14 protein-coding genes are annotated in these 17,455 nt (G+C 52.7%); 13 read left to right on the top strand and 1 reads right to left on the bottom strand.

Going from position 1 to position 17,455, the window contains the following annotated elements; translation table 11 throughout:
- Positions 1 to 116 precede the first annotated feature (116 nt).
- Positions 117 to 467 (bottom strand): hypothetical protein, encoded by a 351-nt coding sequence (locus ABNS49_RS04975; RefSeq protein ID WP_135980767.1) that lies wholly within the window; start codon positions 465 to 467, stop codon positions 117 to 119.
- 755 nt (positions 468 to 1,222) lie between these two features.
- Here ABNS49_RS04975 and ABNS49_RS04970 point away from each other — a divergent pair.
- The 13 genes from ABNS49_RS04970 (at position 1,223) to ABNS49_RS04910 (ending at position 16,608) form a co-directional block, all read left to right on the top strand.
- Positions 1,223 to 1,771: an XRE family transcriptional regulator gene (locus tag ABNS49_RS04970; protein ID WP_135980768.1), complete on the top strand. Its 549-nt coding sequence runs from the start codon at positions 1,223 to 1,225 to the stop codon at positions 1,769 to 1,771.
- Between the two features lie 12 nt (positions 1,772 to 1,783).
- Positions 1,784 to 2,671 carry an MBL fold metallo-hydrolase gene (locus tag ABNS49_RS04965; RefSeq protein WP_135980769.1) on the top strand — a complete coding sequence of 296 codons (888 nt, stop codon included), beginning with the start codon at positions 1,784 to 1,786 and terminating at the stop codon, positions 2,669 to 2,671.
- A gap of 54 nt (positions 2,672 to 2,725) precedes the next feature.
- Positions 2,726 to 4,468, top strand: coding sequence for an ABC transporter ATP-binding protein (locus tag ABNS49_RS04960; RefSeq protein WP_135980770.1), 1,743 nt, complete (start codon positions 2,726 to 2,728; stop codon positions 4,466 to 4,468).
- A 79-nt stretch (positions 4,469 to 4,547) separates the two neighbouring features.
- Positions 4,548 to 6,326 carry a DNA helicase RecQ gene (gene recQ, locus ABNS49_RS04955; protein WP_135980771.1) on the top strand — a complete coding sequence of 593 codons (1,779 nt, stop codon included), beginning with the start codon at positions 4,548 to 4,550 and terminating at the stop codon, positions 6,324 to 6,326.
- Between the two features lie 175 nt (positions 6,327 to 6,501).
- A complete protein-coding gene (locus ABNS49_RS04950; protein ID WP_135980772.1) occupies positions 6,502 to 7,128 on the top strand; it encodes an ECF transporter S component in 627 nt (208 codons plus the stop codon).
- 131 nt (positions 7,129 to 7,259) lie between these two features.
- On the top strand, positions 7,260 to 8,141 hold the full coding sequence (locus ABNS49_RS04945) for a substrate-binding domain-containing protein (protein ID WP_135980773.1): 882 nt from the start codon (positions 7,260 to 7,262) through the stop codon (positions 8,139 to 8,141).
- A complete protein-coding gene (gene pstC, locus ABNS49_RS04940; protein ID WP_135980774.1) occupies positions 8,138 to 8,989 on the top strand; it encodes a phosphate ABC transporter permease subunit PstC in 852 nt (283 codons plus the stop codon). Before ABNS49_RS04945 ends, pstC begins: the two co-directional genes overlap by 4 nt.
- Positions 8,986 to 9,864: a phosphate ABC transporter permease PstA gene (gene pstA, locus ABNS49_RS04935; protein ID WP_289149309.1), complete on the top strand. Its 879-nt coding sequence runs from the start codon at positions 8,986 to 8,988 to the stop codon at positions 9,862 to 9,864. Before pstC ends, pstA begins: the two co-directional genes overlap by 4 nt.
- Positions 9,857 to 10,603 (top strand): phosphate ABC transporter ATP-binding protein PstB, encoded by a 747-nt coding sequence (pstB, locus tag ABNS49_RS04930; RefSeq protein ID WP_135980776.1) that lies wholly within the window; start codon positions 9,857 to 9,859, stop codon positions 10,601 to 10,603. Before pstA ends, pstB begins: the two co-directional genes overlap by 8 nt.
- Positions 10,603 to 11,217, top strand: a complete 615-nt coding sequence (locus tag ABNS49_RS04925) for a PhoU domain-containing protein (RefSeq protein WP_168353621.1) — start codon at positions 10,603 to 10,605, stop codon at positions 11,215 to 11,217. Before pstB ends, ABNS49_RS04925 begins: the two co-directional genes overlap by 1 nt.
- A 140-nt stretch (positions 11,218 to 11,357) precedes the next feature.
- A complete protein-coding gene (gene ptsP / locus ABNS49_RS04920; protein WP_135980778.1) occupies positions 11,358 to 13,058 on the top strand; it encodes a phosphoenolpyruvate--protein phosphotransferase in 1,701 nt (566 codons plus the stop codon).
- 57 nt (positions 13,059 to 13,115) lie between these two features.
- Positions 13,116 to 14,858 carry an ABC transporter ATP-binding protein gene (locus tag ABNS49_RS04915; protein WP_135980779.1) on the top strand — a complete coding sequence of 581 codons (1,743 nt, stop codon included), beginning with the start codon at positions 13,116 to 13,118 and terminating at the stop codon, positions 14,856 to 14,858.
- Positions 14,836 to 16,608 carry an ABC transporter ATP-binding protein gene (locus ABNS49_RS04910; protein WP_348687984.1) on the top strand — a complete coding sequence of 591 codons (1,773 nt, stop codon included), beginning with the start codon at positions 14,836 to 14,838 and terminating at the stop codon, positions 16,606 to 16,608. Before ABNS49_RS04915 ends, ABNS49_RS04910 begins: the two co-directional genes overlap by 23 nt.
- The last annotated feature ends 847 nt before the right edge of the window (positions 16,609 to 17,455 follow it).

Genomic DNA, 17,455 nt, shown 5'->3' with positions numbered 1-17,455 from the left:
TGCTGAATGGACTGCCCTTGTTATGTTTGACAAAGACGCGTTTGTTTTATCGTCTTGAATTTACGCTTTAAAAGTTTTTTCTGGCCTGAAGACGATTGAAATTTATATGTATTGATTTATATCTTTTTTGATTTGACGACTCTGAAGTAATTTTTCTTGAAATCTCTATTTGACTTGAAGAATCTTTTTTCTGAATTTGACATTTTGTTTTGCTCGATTTTTCGGGCAATGAGTTCAAAAGTGTATACTACATCGGCAGCTTGAAATAATTTATAGTTTTCAGGAGATACTTTTTCTTTAAATTTTATTGTTTTATCTGGAAAAACTGTACTGAAAACAGAGCATAATATTTTTGTTACTTGGGACTGCCCTCTGTCGTAATAAATGATTAAATTGTCAAATTCATTTAGGTAATTTTTATTTCTGCAAAGTGAGGAAGTTAAAGATTTGGATAGTTGAGAAATCATATCAAGTTCATTCGTGTAGTTTTTTTTCTCAAACTCTATAATGGAATAATGAATTTTCAATTTTTTTAAAAAGAAATAAAATTGGTTTAATAGCTGGATTCTTTGGCCAATATGTAAATGTTTATATTCTTTTTCTCGGCGGAAGACAATGGTTAGGAAAACCGAAGTTCCGTAAATCGAAATTGAGTCGTTCTACAGGGGAAGAAATATCAATATTTTAATTGTGATAAATCAAGGCTATTAGGTAATAAGGAGAACAAGGGTCATATTTACCAAAATCACCTGATTCATCAACAAAGATGCTAAGTTCTTTCATTCTCTTTCCTTTCTTAAATTAAAAATAGCGGAGAACCTCTCCGCCATCTGGTGGGACCTAGACCTTTCGGACAGCCCGAATGGTATTTCTACCTGTGTTTTTAATGTATCATGTAGTGATAATAATATCAAATCAATGGAGATATAAGAAAAAACGCCTTTCGACGAATATTTTTGATCGTTGTGCTTGTTTCAGTTGTTAAAATAATAATTGATTAGCAATTCTGTTCTCTTCGATTTAAAGATTTCAAATCGCAAAAAGGAAACGCGAACAATCATTGGAAGCTACACGCCCCCCCAGGTATCTGAAATAAGCGCATGAGATGGAGAAGAGGGTACATGACGACTGGTTTGGATATTCACGAACTGGTTTTTTCTTTTCTCTTCTTTTTATTCAAAATATATAATAATATAGAATATAGATAAGAAAGGATATAATCATGAGTAAGAAACCGGATTTTATTGGCACACGGGTACGTCAAATTCGTCGAAGCAAGGGCTGGACGCTGGACACCGCCTTCCGTCAATGCGGTGTCAGCGCCGTGATGCTTGGAAAAATCGAACGTGGCGAGGCGTCGCCCACGATCCAGACGCTTTGGAAGCTGGCGACCGGATTTCGCGTGCCCCTCACGACACTCATCGAGCCCGAACCGCGCGCCATCGAACTGGCCACGCCGGACCAAACAAACGCCATCGAGGAGGAGGCAGGCGCCATGATGGCGTGTCCGTTGTTCGCCTATGATCCAATCCAAAACTACGAGATGTTTTGGATCCGGTTCGCGCCCGGATGCCGGCATGCATCGTCCGCCCACGACCAGGGCGTCGTCGAGCTTGTCAGCGTCATCGCCGGCACGCTTCAAATCGAGCTGCCGGAGCGAACCGTCATCGTGCACCCCGGCGAGGCGGCGCGCTTTTCGGCCGATGTCGAGCATACGTACGAAAACATCGGCGACACGGATTGCGAAGTGTACGATCAAATTTTTTATTAGGAGGAAGGGAATATGGAAATCAAACAACTGGGGGCGAACACGTTTTACGTGCCGGGCCCGACCAACATCGGCTTGTGGAGGCAAAACGAAACCGACGTGTACTTGATTGACGCCGGTAACGACAAGGACGCGGGACGCAAACTCAAAAAGCTGCTCGACGCCCACGGGTGGACGTTGAAAGGCATTTTATGCACCCACTCGAACGCGGACCACATTGGAGGCAACGCCTATTTGCAGCGGCAGTATGGATGCCCCGTGTTTTCGGCGGGGATGGAAAAAGCGTTCATTTCGCATCCGGTGCTCGAGCCTTCGCTGCTCTATGGCGGGTTTCCGTGCAAGGCGCTACGTCACAAATTTTTGATGGCCAAGCCAAGCGATGTCGTCGACGTGTCGAATCCGGGCTTTCCAAAGGAAATCGAGATCATCGCGCTCCCGGGCCACTTTCTGGATATGATCGGGTTTCGAACGCCCGACGATGTCCTGTTCGTTGCCGACTGCCTGTCCAGCGAGGAAACCTTGTCCAAATACAAAGTCGGCTTTATTTACGACGTGAAAGCGTACAAGGAAACGCTGGAACAGCTAAAAACGGTCAAGGCGAAGTGGTTCGTTCCAAGCCACGCCGCCCCGGCCGCCGATTTGCGGTCTTTGATTCAATGTAATTTAGACGTCGTACAGGAAATCGAAACGACGCTTTTGGACATCCTTTCCGACTGGACTGGCTTTGACGAAGCGCTAAGGCGCCTGTTCGACACCTATGGTCTAGTCATGAGCATCGAACAATACGCGTTGGTCGGCAGCACGATCCGCTCTTATTTGGCGTATTTCGCCGACGAGGGAAAGGCGGTTTACCGCTTTTCAAAAAACCGGATGGAATGGAAACGCCACGAAGGCGCGCGATGAAATCCGCCTTGCAAAAGCTTGCCTTTTTTTGGATAATGGTTCACGAGGTGAATTATGAAAACCATTCGTCATTTTATTTCGTATTATCGACCTTATAAAGTCGTTTTTTCCATCGACTTGCTGTGCGCGCTAACCATCTCGATCATCGACATCGTGTTTCCGCTGATTTTGGATTACTGCTCGACGACGCTGTTCGCGCAGGACGCCACCCACATTTTGCGACTGGTGGGATTTGTCGCGCTCGGTCTGGTTTTGCTGTATGGATTGCGCAGCGTGTGCCGCTACTATGTGTCGGCCCAGGGCCATATCATGGGCGCGCGCATGGAAAGCGACATGCGCCGGGATTTGTTCGAACAATACCAGCGACTGTCGTTTTCTTACTATGACCGGCACAATACCGGCATCATGATGTCGCGCGTGACGAGCGATTTGTTCGACATTAGCGAGTTCGCCCATCATGGACCGGAAAACTTGTTTATTTCCCTGGTCAAAGTCGTTGGCAGCTTTCTTATTTTGTTTTTTATCAACTGGAAGCTTGGACTCGCCTTGCTGGCGGTCACGATCGTCCTCTTCGTTTTCTCGCTTTTTCAAAACAAGAAAATGAAGCGCGTGTTCATGGACAACCGCCGCAAGATCGGAGAGGTGAACGCCTCGCTGCAAGATTCGCTGGCCGGCATCCGCGTCGTGCAGTCGTTTGCCAACGAGGACAAGGAGCGGCGCAAGTTCGAGATGTCCAACGGCCGCTATCTCGACAGCAAAATCGACAACTACCGCATCATGGGCTGGTACTATGGCGGGACAAACTTTTTGCAAGGCCTGCTCTATGTCACGATCATCGTATGCGGAGGGTATTTGATTGCCAAAGGGCAAATGAGCGCCATCGAGCTGGCGACGTTCGCTTTGTACATCAATGTCTTTGTTTCGCCGCTTGAAATTTTGATCGAGTTCACCGAAATGTTCCAAAAGGGATTTTCGGGCTTTAAACGATTCGAGGAAGTCATCGACGAGATTCCCGAAATCACGAACGCGCCGGACGCCAAGCCACTCTCGGATGTCAAAGGCGTCATTGATTTCGAACACGTCGGCTTCTCGTACGAAGACAACGAAACGATTTTGGACGACGTCAACATCCACATCAAAGCGGGACGAAAAGTCGCGCTGGTCGGCCCAAGCGGTGGCGGAAAAACGACGCTTTGCTCGCTGATCCCGCGCTTTTACGACGTCAGTCAGGGCCGCATCCTGATTGATGGCAAAGACATCCGCGCCGTGACGCTCGAGTCGTTGCGCCAGGCGGTCGGCATCGTGCAGCAGGACGTGTATTTGTTTGGGGGAACGATTCGTGAAAACATCGCCTATGGAAAAGACGGCGCAAGCGACGAGGAAATCGTCGCGGCCGCCAAAAAGGCGAACATCCATGACTTCATCCTGTCGCTGCCCGACGGCTACGATTCGTACGTGGGCGAGCGGGGGACCCGCTTGTCGGGCGGGCAAAAGCAGCGCATCGCGATCGCCCGGGTGTTTTTAAAAGATCCGAAAATCCTCGTGCTTGACGAGGCGACGAGCGCGCTGGACAACGAAAGCGAGCGCGTCATTCAAGCGGCGCTGGACGAGCTGGCCAAAGAGCGGACGTGCATTACGATCGCGCACCGGCTGAGCACGATCAAAAACGCCGACGAAATCATCGTCATCGACGACGAAGGCATCAAGGAGCGCGGCAGCCACGACGAGCTCATGGCCGAAAACGGGATTTACGCCAACTATTACCGGCTCCAGTTTCAGGATCGGGAAGAGCGGTAAACGCAGGAGGACGCTCCTGCTTTTTTTTCGCCACGATCTTGCGGTATAATGAAAAAACCGAAATCAAAGAGGAGGCGCTATGAAATACGACGTATTGAAAAAACAGTTTGGCTACGACACGTTTCGACCCGGGCAGGAAGAAATTATCGACGCCATTTTAGCCGGACAGGACACGCTAGCCATTATGCCGACTGGCGCGGGCAAGAGCTTGTGCTATCAAATTCCCGCCCTCATGCTGCCGGGAATCACCCTTGTTGTCTCCCCGCTCATTTCCTTAATGAAAGACCAGGTCCGCTCGCTCAATCAAAACGGGATCCGCGCCGCGTATTTGAACAGCACCCTCACCCCGGGGCAGTACGCCAAAGCGCTCGCTCTGGCGCAGCGCGGCGAATACAAAATCATTTACGTGGCGCCGGAACGACTGGAAAGCGCGTCGTTTTTGCGCTTCGTCGACCAGGCCGACATTTCCATGGTCGCCATCGACGAGGCGCATTGCGTGTCCCAGTGGGGCCAGAACTTTCGCCCAAGCTATTTGCGCATCAAGTCGTTTTTTGAAACTCACAGTAAGCGCTGGCGTTTTTGCGCGTTTACCGCGACCGCGACCGCGCAAGTCGAGCGCGACATGATCGAGCTTTTGGGCATGCGCGATCCGCAAGTCGTCAAAACGGGATACGACCGGAAAAACTTGTTTTTCGCGGTCGAGTACCCGGCCAACTCGTTTTCGCGGCTGCTTGAACTCGTGCGCCAGCGCTCCAGCCAGAGCGGAATCATTTACTGCATCCGCCGCAAAGACGTCGAGATGCTGTGTGAAAAGCTCCAGCAAGCCGGCGTGCCGGCCACGCGCTACCACGCGGGGCTGTCCGATGAGGAGCGCAACGCCAACCAGGAAGACTTTATTTTCGACCGCAAGCCGGTCATGGTCGCGACCAACGCCTTCGGCATGGGAATCGACAAGCCGGATGTACGTTACGTGATTCACTACTCCATGCCTTCGTCGCTGGAAAACTACTATCAGGAAGCGGGCCGGGCGGGCCGGGACGGACAAGCGGCCGAGTGCATTTTGTTTTATCACGCCAAAGACGAGCGGGTGCTCCGGTTCTTTATTGAAAACCAGGATTTTGACGGCGTGGACGAGGCGGAAAAAAAAGAGCGGATCGCCAAGGACTGGCGCCGTTTCGAAGCGATGAAAAACTACGCTTTGTGTCCCGACTGCCTGCGCCACGCCATTCTGGCGTATTTTGGCGAGCCGTCCCCAACCCGGTGCGAGGCTTGTTCCAACTGTTTGCATGAATACGAAACGGTGGAAATATCCGAAAGCGTCCATACGATTTTGGGCGCGATCAAAAGCGTGCGGCAAAAGTTCGGGGCTACGCTTGTGCTTTCGCTTGTCAAAGGGAGCCGTTCGCAAAAAATCGAGCAGTACCATTTGGACCAAAGCGCGTTTTATGGCAACTTGTCGGGCTTTACGATGCGCCAGCTGCAAGACATCTTGCGATTCATGGTGCAGGATGGGCTGGTGGAGACGACCAACGACACGTACCGCCTGCTGAAAATCACGCCCAAAGGCAACGCGTTTTTCAAGCAGCCGGCTTCGCTGACGATGCGTCAGTACAAAAAAGCCGAAGCGGCCCAGGCGGCGGCCGACGACGTGTTCGAAGGATTGCGCGCCATTCGCACGCGGCTGTCCAAAAAATACCGGGTGCCGCCTTACGCGATTTTCAACGACCGCACGTTGCGCGAAATGGCTTCCGCCCGTCCGCAAAACAAAGCCGAAATGCTGGCGATCAGCGGGGTGGGCGAAGTCAAATACAAAAAATTCGGCCGCTACTTTGTCGCTTTTTTCCAAAACGAGTCGTGAAAGCGGTTTCATCCTCGATTTAGCGGGAATGCGCGTTGATTTTTCACTTCGTTTTTTTTATACTGGACGAGGTGGTTGTGAAATCGTGATCAAGTGACACGAAGTTCAAAAAACGACCAGACAAAAGATTTTTTTATTACATCGCATCCATACAGAGCGAGAGTAGGAGGTAAACATGAAAAAATCGAAAAATTTGAAAAAGATGACGTTGTTCGCCATGTTCATCGCCATCGAGATGATGCTTTTGATGACCCCGTTCGGGTACTTGCGCATCGGGCCGATCAGCGCCACGCTCATGCACATTCCTGTGATTTTGGCGGCCGTGTTTCTGGGCACCGGCTATGGTGCGGCGCTGGGCTTGATTTTTGGAATCACGTCGGTCATCAACGCGACGATGCAGCCGGGGATTACGAGTTTCGTATTCTCGCCATTTGTCACGATTGGCGGCATGAGCGGCAACTTCCTGTCCCTGGTGATCGCGATCGTTCCCCGCGTGCTGCTTGGCGTCATTGCCGGCCTCACGTTCCAGCTCTTTTCAAAAAAGCTCAAATGCTCCACAAGCGCCGCGCTGGCGGCCGGCATCGCGACGGCGTGCCATACGGTTTTGGTGCTTGGCATGATCGTGCTTTTCTTTGGCGCCGACTATTCGAGCGCGGTTGGCATCGCCCAAAACGCCCTGATTGGCGTCATGGCCTACACCGTCGCCACGAACGGCTTGTTCGAGCTTGTGCTCGCTTCGCTGGTCGCCCTGGCGCTCACCAAGGCCATTCCGGTGTACTCGATTCATCCTGTCAAAGCGTAAGTCGTGAATTTTCACGGCTTTTTTTTGTGTCCGGATTTAACGCACGTTTAACACAACGCAGGAAAGGGCTTAACGTGGTTGCTGATACAATGAATGCGTGAAAGTGGATAGAAACATTGGAAAGGAACCTTATGAATCAAAGTCTGAAAAAAAGGATTTTCACAATCTTCGTTTTAGGACTGGGAATTTGCACCGGATGCGGCGTGCAGGCGCAGGAAAAGCGCGCGTTCGATCCGGACGCCACGATGCACGCGCTGACGCGAGAGGATGGCTCGGGAACCCGGCAGGCGTTTGCCGATTTGTTTGCATTGCGTGATGAAAAGGGAGTGGACGCCATCCATCCAGGCATCGCGGTCACGAACGCGACCTCGGTCATGATGATGTCGACAGCGGGCGATCCGTACGCGATCGGCTATACGTCGCTTGGCGCCATGAACGACATGGTCAAGCCTGTCGCTATCGACGGGGTGCGCGCGAGCGTGCAGACGGTTGAAGACGGAACGTATCCGATCGCCCGGCCGTTTTATTTGGCCATCAAAGACGATTTGCCGCCCGCCGGCGAGGAATTCGTCGAATTCGTGTTAAGCCGGGAAGGCGAAAACATCATCGCCAAGCAAGGCTATGTCGCGACGGGAACGGATTTGCCGTTTCAAACGAGCCATCCCCAAGGCTCGATCATGGTGACGGGCTCCAGCTCGATCGCGCCCGTCATGGAAAAGCTGAAGGAGCGCTACGCGCAAATCAACCCGAAGGCGGAAATCGTCGTCCAGCAGTCGGATTCCTCAAGTGGATTGAGCGATGTCGCCAACGGAACCGCCGCCATTGGCATGTCGTCCAGAGCGCTGAAGCCTTCGGAATTAAAACGCGGCCTCACGCCAATCGCGTTCGCGAAAGACGGCATTGTCGTCATCGTCAACCCGGCCAATCCGGTTGAATCGCTGACGATGGAACAAGTCCGCTCGGTGTATCGCGATCCGCAACAAACGTGGCGGGCGCTGGAGAACCACAGATGAGCGCCTGGAAGGAAAACGGCGCGAAGAGGATATTTCAAATGGCGGCGGGGATGGCGGTTGTCGCCGTCTTTATGATTTGCGGCTTTCTTTTCGCCAATGGTTTGCCGGCCATTCACGAAATCGGCTGGCTGAACTTTTTGTTCGGCCAGGTGTGGAGGCCAGGCGCGGAACAGTTTGGAATCTTTCCGATGATTGTCGGAACGGGCGTGGTGACGCTGGGTGCGCTAGTCGTCGGCGCGCCAGTCGGGGTGTTGTGTGCCGTGTTTCTTGTGTACTATTGTCCAAAACAGCTGCAAGCCCCGATGAAGGCGATCGTCAATTTAATGGCGGGCATTCCTTCGGTCGTGTATGGCTTTTTCGGCCTCGTTGTTTTGATTCCGCTGTTGCGTCATTGGACGCAAACGAGCGGGATGAGCGTGCTGGCGGCCGCCATCCTGCTTGGAATCATGATTGTTCCCACGATCATTTCCGTGTCGGAAACCGCGTTGCACGCGGTGCCGCAAACCGTGTACGAGGGCGCGCTGGCGCTGGGCGCGACGAAAGATCGCGCGGTGTTTTTCACCGTGCTGCCCGCGGCGGGCAGCGGGATCTTTTGCGCCATTGTGCTTGGCTTGGGTCGGGCTGTTGGCGAAACGATGGCGGTCATGATGGTTGCCGGAAACCAGGCCGTGCTTCCGAATGGATTGCTGGGCGGGGTCCGGACGCTTACGAGCAACATCGCGATGGAGATGGGATACGCCGCGGATTTGCATCGGCAGGCGCTCATTGGCACGGCGGTCGTGTTGTTTGGCATGATTTTGGCGATGAACGCGTTGATGGCGTGGGTAAAAAGGAGGATCGCGTCGTGAAATCGTTGACCGAGGACCATAGGATGGTAAAGAAAATTCAATCAAAAAAAAGAAAAAGGATCTCGTTTGGTCAAATCGTCGTTTGGACCAGCGCGCTGCTGACGGTAGGGATCGCCCTGGCGATTGTAGGAATCATCTTCTGGAAGGGGATTCCTTATTTGACGCCTTCGCTGTTTGCCTGGACGTATACCAGCGACAACGTCTCGCTGATGCCCGCGCTTGTCAACACATTGCTCATGCTCGTGGTTTCGCTGTCGATCGCCTTGCCGGTTGGGGTGGCGGGCTCGGTATATTTGGTGGAGTACGCCGCGCCGGGAAACCGGTTCGTCCACCTTGTCAACTTGATGGTGGACACGCTGGCGGGCATTCCCTCGATCGTCTATGGCTTGTTTGGCGCGCTGTTCTTTGTCCAGTTTTTTGGCATGGGTTTGTCGTTGCTGGCAGGCGCTCTCACTTTGTCGATCATGGTGCTGCCCACGATCATGAAAACGACGCAGGAGGCGCTTCGCGAAGTCCCGGCGTTGTATCGCGAGGGAAGCTATGGCCTGGGGGCCGGCAAGCTGCGGACGATTACGAAAATCGTGCTGCCCGCCGCGCTGCCCGGTATTTTGTCGGGCGCGATTTTGGCGGCCGGCCGGGTGTTCGGCGAGTCGGCGGCGTTGATTTTTACGGCGGGAACGCTGGCCCAGGTGGCGGGAAGCGTCACGGATTCGGCGCGGACGATGGCGGTTCATTTGTACGCGTTGTCGCAGGAAGGTCTTTTTTTGAATGAAACATACGCCAGCGCGGCGGTTTTGATCGTCGTGGTGCTGCTTATGAATGGCTTGGCGTCGTGGCTGGCGAAAAAAGCGGAACGGAGAAGAGAGCATGGATAAAATCAAAGTGGAAGGGCTGAATTTGTTTTATGGAAGCTACCAGGCGCTCAAGTCGATCGACTTGACGATTCGCGCCAGGGAAATCACGGCGCTCATCGGGCCTTCCGGGTGCGGCAAATCGACGCTTCTCAAAAGCATCAACCGGATGAACGACTTGGTGGAAGGCTGCCGGCTGGAGGGCACGATCGAGGTCGACGGGCGCAACATCGCCGATTTGGATGTCAATGGACTGCGCAAGCAAGTGGGAATGGTGTTTCAAAAACCCAATTTGTTTCCGATGAGCATTTATGACAACATCGCGTACGGACCGCGTACGCATGGCGTCAAAAACAAAAAAGAGCTGGATCGTATCGTGGAGCGCTCGCTGCGCCAGGCGGCGATTTGGGACGAAGTCAAAGACAATTTGAAAAAGTCGGCTTTGGCGCTTTCGGGCGGACAGCAGCAGCGCCTTTGCATTGCCAGAGCGCTGGCGATCGAGCCGGATGTGCTTTTGATGGACGAGCCGACAAGCGCGCTGGATCCAATCTCGACGGCCAAAGTCGAGCAGCTGGTGCAGACGCTAAAAAAAGAGTACACGATCGTCATCGTGACGCACAATATGCAGCAGGCGCTGCGGATCGCGGACCGGACGGCGTTTTTCTTGCAAGGCGAGCTGGTGGAATGCGACCAAACGGACGTCATTTTCAATTCGCCAAGCGACGCGCGGACCGAAGACTACATTCGGGGACGGTTTGGTTGATGGTGATGGGGAAGGATCGTCTGGATGGACTGGATGAGCGTGTGGTGGGAATGGGAATCGAAGCAGGAACGATGATGATGGACGTGTTTCGGACGATGAATGGCAGCGCCACGCTCGACTTGCCGGCATTGCGGCGGCGGGATATCCGGCTGCACGACTTGGAGCAGGGTATTGAAAACCGGTGCGTGCAGCTTTTATTGAAGGAAAACTTGTTTGGTAGCGATTTTCGCCAGGTGGCGGGCGCCTTGAAAGTCATTCACGATTTGGAGCGGATCGGGCACCAGTCGCTACATGTCGGCCAGATTTTGGCGCAAAACGAGGATCCGGTTTTGTATTGGCAAACCGGCTTGCACTGGATGGCGCACCATAGCGCCAAAATGGTGCTGGAGGCGATGGTGGCGTTCAAAAACAGGGACGTGCAGCTGGCGCGGCGGATCATCGCTTTGGACGCCGAGGTGGACGCGCGATTCGAGTCGGTGAAACAGGCGTTGACGCGTACGGGACAACTGGCGCCGGATCGGGTCGCCAACGGCGTGCTGATTGCCAAATATCTGGAGCGCATCTCGGATCACGCGGTCGATATTTGCCGGCGCCAGCTCGTTGAGGGCGCGTAAAGAATGCGAAGTCGTTCTTTTTTTTGCGGCTTCGTTTGCGCCAATTCTTCGATTTAAGAATTGTGTGGGTTCGTAAAAAGTGTTAAAATTAGGCTAAATGATAGCGTTTGAAAGCGCTTGATTATAGGAGGAAATAAAGCATGCTAAAAGGGATTGCGGCAAGTGCTGGTGTGAATGTCGCGAAAGCGTACAAGCTGGAAGCACCGGTAGTTGTCATTGAAAAAAAGGCGGGAGAGCCTGTAGAGGAAATTAAAAAATTCGACGATGCCTTGGCGAAAACAGTAAAAGATATTGAAGGCGTCAAGGAGCGCGCGGCGAAGCGGCTGAGCGAAGAGGAACTCGCGGTATTCGATGCGCATTTGATGATGGCAAACGATCCGGAATTCGCCGGACAGATCAAGTCGATGATCGAAAACGAGAAAGTGAACGCGGAATACGCGGCGGACACGGTGGCAAACCAGATGGTCGCGATGTTCGAAGCGATGGATAATGATTATTTCCGGGAAAGAGCGGCGGACATCAAAGACGTGACGTTCCGTTTGAAATGCAACCTGCTCGGTTTGCAGATCCCGGATTTGACGGCGATCGACGAGCCGACGATCATCGTGGCGCACGATTTGACGCCAAGCGACACGGCGCAGCTCAACGAATGGGTCAAAGGGTTCGCGACGGCGATTGGCGGAAAAACATCCCACTCGGCGATCATGGCCAACTCGCTGGAGATTCCGGCCGTGGTTGGATGCTCGGGCGTTCTCGAGGCGGTTCAAACCGGCGACGTGATCGGTCTGGACGCGCTGGATGGTTTTGTGTATGTGAACCCGGATGAGGAAAAAGTGAAAGAGCTGGAGGAAAAAGCGGCTCGTTATGCAGAGGAAAAAGAAGCCCTCAAAGTATTAGTCAACGCGAAGTCCATCACGACGGACGACCACGAAGTGGAACTGGCCGGAAACATCGGTGGTTTCAAAGACGTGGAAGGCGTTTTGAAAAACGGCGGCGAAGGCGTCGGCTTGTTCCGTACGGAATTCCTGTACATGGACAACGACCACTTCCCGACAGAAGAAGAGCAGTTTGAAGCGTACAAGCAAGTGCTCGAAGGCATGGAAGGCAAAAAAGTCGTTGTCCGCACGCTGGATATCGGCGGCGACAAGAAGCTTTCGTACTACACGTTCCCTGAGGAAATGAACCCGTTCCTTGGATACCGGGCCATTCGTCTGTGCCTGAAGGAGCAGGATATTTTCCGTACCCAGCTGCGCGCGCTTTGCCGGGCGTCGGTGTATGGCAAATTGTGTATCATGTTCCCGATGATCGCGACGATCAACGAGTTCAGACAGGCCAAGGCCATTTACGAGGATGTCAAGGCGGAACTGATCGCGGAAGGCGTGCAAGTGGCGGACGATATTCAGGTTGGTATGATGGTTGAAATTCCGGCCGCGGCGGTTTTGGCGGACGAATTCTCGAAATACGCGGATTTCTTCTCGATCGGAACGAACGACTTGATCCAGTACTCGATGGCGGCCGACCGGATGTCGGAAAACGTATCGTACTTGTATCAGCCGTACAACCCTTCGATTTTGCGCTTGATCAACATGACGATCAAAGGCGCGCACAAAAACGGCCGCTGGGTCGGCATGTGCGGCGCGATGGCGGGCGAGCCATACGCGGTACCGATTTTGCTCGGTCTTGGACTGGATGAGTTCTCGATGTCGGCGACGCAAATTTTGAAGGCGCGCAAAGTCGTGACTTCGCTCAGCTACGCGGAAATGCAGAAGCTCGCGGATCATTGCCTGAATCTGGATTCGGCGGAAGAAGTGCTGGATTACGTGAAAAGCGTTGTAGACTAAGAATTTGACTTTGGATTTTAGAGGGACGAGCCGTCCCTCTTTTTTTAGGAGAGAGCGATGAAATTAATTTGGCAATTTACAAGAAAGTACAAGAAGCTGCTGCTCCTTGATTTTGTGTCGGTGTTTGGCTTCGCGTTGGCGGAGCTTGGCATCCCGACTTTGATCGCGCAGATGATCGACCAGGGAATCAACCGGGACGATCCTTCGGTTTTGTACCGCTTTTTTGGGATCGTGGTGTTGATCTCGGTGTTGGGGGTTTGCGGAACGAGCTTGCTGGCGTATTGCTCGACGCGCATTAGCACGAACGTGACGTACGACATTCGCGAGGCGGTGTTCAACCATACGATGCGGTTTTCCCACGCCGAGATGGAGAAATTCGGCGTGGCGAGCATGATTACGCGAACGAACAACGACGCGTATCAAATCATGGTGTTTTTGCAGACGATTTTGCGCAGCGCGATGCTGGCGCCCGTCATGATCGTCGTCAGTTTGCTTCTGGTGACGATGACGTCTTTGCCGCTGGCGACTATCGTGTTCGCGACGATTCCCGTCATTGTGGTTGGGGTCGTGCTGTTCGCGAAGTTTTCGGCCCCGCTGTCGGAAAACCAGCAAAAATCGCTGGACGCGATGAACCGGATCTTGCGGGAAAACCTGTCGGGTATCCGGGTCATTCGCTCGTTCAACAACGAGCCGTTCGAACAAAAGCGGTTTGCCAAGGAAAACGAGTGGTACACTTCGCAGACGACGCGGCTGTTTAAGATGATGTCGTGCACCGATCCTTTGTTTTTCTTTATGATGAATTTGGCGACGATCGCGATCTACTACCTTTCGTCTTTGATGCTTGGAAGAGGAGCGATTGAAATCGGACAAGTCGTGGCGTTTATTGAATACTTGTTCCACGCGATGATGTCGGTTCTTGTTTTTTGTATGGTGTTTATGATGTATCCGCGCGCCAATGTTTCGGCTAAGCGGATCGAGGCCGTGCTGGAAACGAAAAGCACGATCGTTTCCGGGGCGCAACGCATCGGACGCATCGAGGATATCCGACTCGAGCATGTTTCGTTTTCCTATCCCAATGGCGAGGAAAACGTGCTGACGGACATTTCATTTGAAGTGAAGAAAGGCGAAAAGCTGGCGGTCATTGGCAGCACGGGGTCTGGAAAAAGCACGCTGGTGAAGCTGCTGGCCCGTTTCTACGATCCGACCAAAGGCCGGATTTTGGTGAATGGAAAAAACATTCGCGATTTGGACTTGTCCTCGTTGCGCAGCGAGATGGGCTTCGTTTCCCAAAAGCCGCATATGTTTAAGGGCTCGATTCACGACAACATCGCGTTTGGCTTGGAGCAGGCGTCGTTTGAATCCGTCCACGAGGCGGCGACAATCGCGCAGGCGGCGGATTTCATTTTGGAACGCGACGAGCAATACGAGGAGGAAATCGCGGAGGAAGGAACGAACTTGTCTGGCGGCCAGAAGCAGCGGATCTCGATCGCGCGGGCGTTGTTAAAGAAGAGCGGATTGTACATTTACGACGATTCGTTTAGCGCGCTTGATTTTAAGACCGACGCCAAACTGCGGGCGGCGCTGGAGCCGATGCGGCCGGATTCGATTTTTATCGTGGTGGCGCAGCGGGTTTCCACGATTTTGGACGCGGACAAGATTCTCGTTTTGGACGAGGGGCGGATCGTGGGGTATGGATCGCATCCGGACTTGTACGATTCGTGCGCGGTGTATCGCGAAATCGTGTTGTCGCAGCTAAGCGAGAAGGAGGTGCGCGCGTATGCCGAAAAAACTGACCTTTAAACAATGCCTTGTTCACTTGTGGGGCTTTTTAAAAGACCACCGCGTCAAGCTGCTGACGGGGTTGTTTCTCGTTTTGGTCATGCAGGTGATTTACGCCGTCATGCCAAGTATCGAAGGGATGATCACGACTCAGCTTCAGCTGGATGTGACGCAAATGGCCAAAGGCGTGCCGGGGGCGCATATTCAGATGAACGTGATCGTCCGCATTCTTTTGATGTTGCTTGGCGTGTATTTGATTAAAATCACCAGCCAGCTGGTGAGCGCGTTTTTGCTGACGGACTCCATTCAAAAAACGATGGAGGACATTCGCAATGCCATCGAGAAAAAAATCAACCGGCTGCCGGTTTCCTATTTCGACGCGCAGGAAACCGGCGACTTGCTCTCGCGCATCACCAACGACGTGGAAACGGTGTCGAACGCTTTGCAGCAGACGTTGTCGCGCGTCATTGGCGCGGTGTGCACGTTTGTGTTCGTTTCGATCATGATGTGCACGATCAATTTGGTGATGACGCTGATGGTGTACGTGGCGCTGCCGGTCATCGCAATGATTTCGTTTGGCTTCGTGAAAAAAAGCCAGCCGCTTTTCGACACCCAGCAGCAGTCGCTGGCGGATTTGAACGCGACGATCAACGAATTGTATTCGGGTTTCAACGAGATCGTCATTTACGATCAGCAGGAAAAAGCGAAAGACCGGTTTCAAAAAGCGAACGAGGCGATGCGGGAATCGGGCTTTAAGGCGTTGTTTTTGTCCGGCCTGATCGGGCCGACGACTTCGTTGGTGACGTATGTGACCATCGGGTGCGTGGCGCTGTATGGTTGTTTGCAAGTGCTGGCGGGCGTCATCACGTTAGGGCAGCTTCAGGCGTTTATTCGCTATATTTGGAACATCAACGATCCGATCGCCCAGCTTTCGCAGCTGTCCAACCAGGTGCAGTCGGCGTTTTCGGCAATGAACCGGTTGTTCACGTTTTTGGATATGGACGAAGTCATGGACACGCAAGGCGAGCCGTTTCACGAACCGATTCGGACAATCGACTTTGAGCGGGTGCGGTTTGGATATGGTCAGGAGCCGTTGATGCGCGATGTCAACATCCATGTCGAGGCGGGGCAGACGATCGCGATTGTCGGACCGACAGGCGCGGGAAAGACGACGCTGACGAACTTGCTGCTGCGCTTTTACGAGATCGGCGGCGGCGCGATCAAAATCAACGGGCGCGACATTCGAACGATGTCTTATCACGATTTGCGCGACTTGTTTGGGCTCGTCCTTCAAGACGCGTGGCTGTTTGAGGACACGATTGAGCAAAATCTGAAATACGGCCGGCACGAAGCGCTGCGCTGCGAAGTGGTGGAGGGAGCCAAGCAGGCGAATGTCCATCATTACATCCGCACATTGTCCAATGGATACGATTCGCTAATCAACGAATCGGGTTCCAACATTTCCCAAGGGGAAAAACAGCTTCTGACAATCGCCCGCGCGCTTATCAAGGATCCGAAGATCCTCATTTTGGACGAGGCGACAAGCTCGGTAGATACCCGGCTGGAAAAAAGGCTTCAGAGCGCGATGGATGTCGTGATGCGAAACCGGACGAGCTTCGTGATCGCGCACCGGCTGTCCACGATCGTCAACGCTGATTTGATTTTAGTTATGCAGCATGGCGATATCGTGGAAAGCGGCACGCACGAGGCGCTGCTGGAAAAAGGCGGCGAATACGCGAAGCTGTACAACGCGCAATTCGCGCAGGAGTAGACAAAAGAGTCCAAGTGGACTCTTTTTTTGAAAATAAACTTTTTTTGAGAAAAAATGTCCCTTTTGTCCTCTCTTTGTCGTATATAATATATATGAAAGAGAAAAATAAAAAAGAACGGAAAAGCCTGCGCCGGCAGCAACGGGCGTACGACCGTATGGCGAAACAATGGCTTCGGGACACCCGGCTTTTGTCGTATTTGATCAAAGACGGCGTGCCGCCTCTGGCTTCGGACCCCATCGAAGCCATTCGCGGCTATATCGAAACCGACACCGATCAAATCCCGTACGCGTCGGGCGAGATCGCGTTTAGCTCGGGCGCCTACGTCGAGCCCGACCTGTTGTTTGGCATGAAAAAGAAATCATGGCAGGCGTACGGCAACGCGGATTTCCAAAAGGACATGCCCAAAGCGTACGATTTGGAATCACGAAAGAATTTGTATGTGGCCGCGATGGTATGTAACCAGGTGGGAAAGAAAGTGGACTACAACGCGTTGCGGCCGGTGTATTCGATGTGGGTCGTCAACGATTTCCGGATCAAAAAAAGCGAGCTGGAAATCAAAAAGGAATGGATCGAGAAAACAGAAGGTAGCCAGGTGACAAGAAACGAGCCAAAGGAGGGCATGATGAACCTGGCGACATTCAAAATCGGAAACGAGATCCGGGAAGACGACAAGGATTCACTGAAAGTGCTGCATTATTTGTTTAAGTGCGAAGAGGAAAAGAAAGCCAACGAGAAATTGAGAGCGTATGGATTCACAATGGAAGAAGACCAAAGGAGGGTGAGGAAAATGTGCAACTTGAGCCAGGGATTGATTGAAAAAGGAAGAGAGGAAGGACGAAATGAAGG

The organism is uncultured Dubosiella sp., from assembly GCF_964018005.1.
In the GTDB taxonomy this organism is placed as follows: domain Bacteria; phylum Bacillota_I; class Bacilli_A; order Erysipelotrichales; family Erysipelotrichaceae; genus Dubosiella; species Dubosiella muris.
Note: the sequence above shows the minus strand (reverse complement) of the source record. Positions and strands in the feature narration are given on the sequence as shown.

Bases quoted from the DNA above. Each gene is read 5' to 3' on its own strand.
- pstC (WP_135980774.1), top strand. From the start codon at position 8,138: ATGAGCGCCTGGAAGGAAAACGGCGCGAAGAGGATATTTCAAATGGCG.
- ABNS49_RS04975 (WP_135980767.1), bottom strand. From the start codon at position 467: ATGATTTCTCAACTATCCAAATCTTTAACTTCCTCACTTTGCAGAAAT.
- ABNS49_RS04970 (WP_135980768.1), top strand. From the start codon at position 1,223: ATGAGTAAGAAACCGGATTTTATTGGCACACGGGTACGTCAAATTCGT.
- ptsP (WP_135980778.1), top strand. From the start codon at position 11,358: ATGCTAAAAGGGATTGCGGCAAGTGCTGGTGTGAATGTCGCGAAAGCG.
- ABNS49_RS04925 (WP_168353621.1), top strand. From the start codon at position 10,603: ATGGTGATGGGGAAGGATCGTCTGGATGGACTGGATGAGCGTGTGGTG.
- ABNS49_RS04960 (WP_135980770.1), top strand. From the start codon at position 2,726: ATGAAAACCATTCGTCATTTTATTTCGTATTATCGACCTTATAAAGTC.
- ABNS49_RS04915 (WP_135980779.1), top strand. From the start codon at position 13,116: ATGAAATTAATTTGGCAATTTACAAGAAAGTACAAGAAGCTGCTGCTC.
- ABNS49_RS04950 (WP_135980772.1), top strand. From the start codon at position 6,502: ATGAAAAAATCGAAAAATTTGAAAAAGATGACGTTGTTCGCCATGTTC.
- ABNS49_RS04945 (WP_135980773.1), top strand. From the start codon at position 7,260: ATGAATCAAAGTCTGAAAAAAAGGATTTTCACAATCTTCGTTTTAGGA.
- recQ (WP_135980771.1), top strand. From the start codon at position 4,548: ATGAAATACGACGTATTGAAAAAACAGTTTGGCTACGACACGTTTCGA.
- ABNS49_RS04965 (WP_135980769.1), top strand. From the start codon at position 1,784: ATGGAAATCAAACAACTGGGGGCGAACACGTTTTACGTGCCGGGCCCG.
- ABNS49_RS04910 (WP_348687984.1), top strand. From the start codon at position 14,836: ATGCCGAAAAAACTGACCTTTAAACAATGCCTTGTTCACTTGTGGGGC.
- pstB (WP_135980776.1), top strand. From the start codon at position 9,857: ATGGATAAAATCAAAGTGGAAGGGCTGAATTTGTTTTATGGAAGCTAC.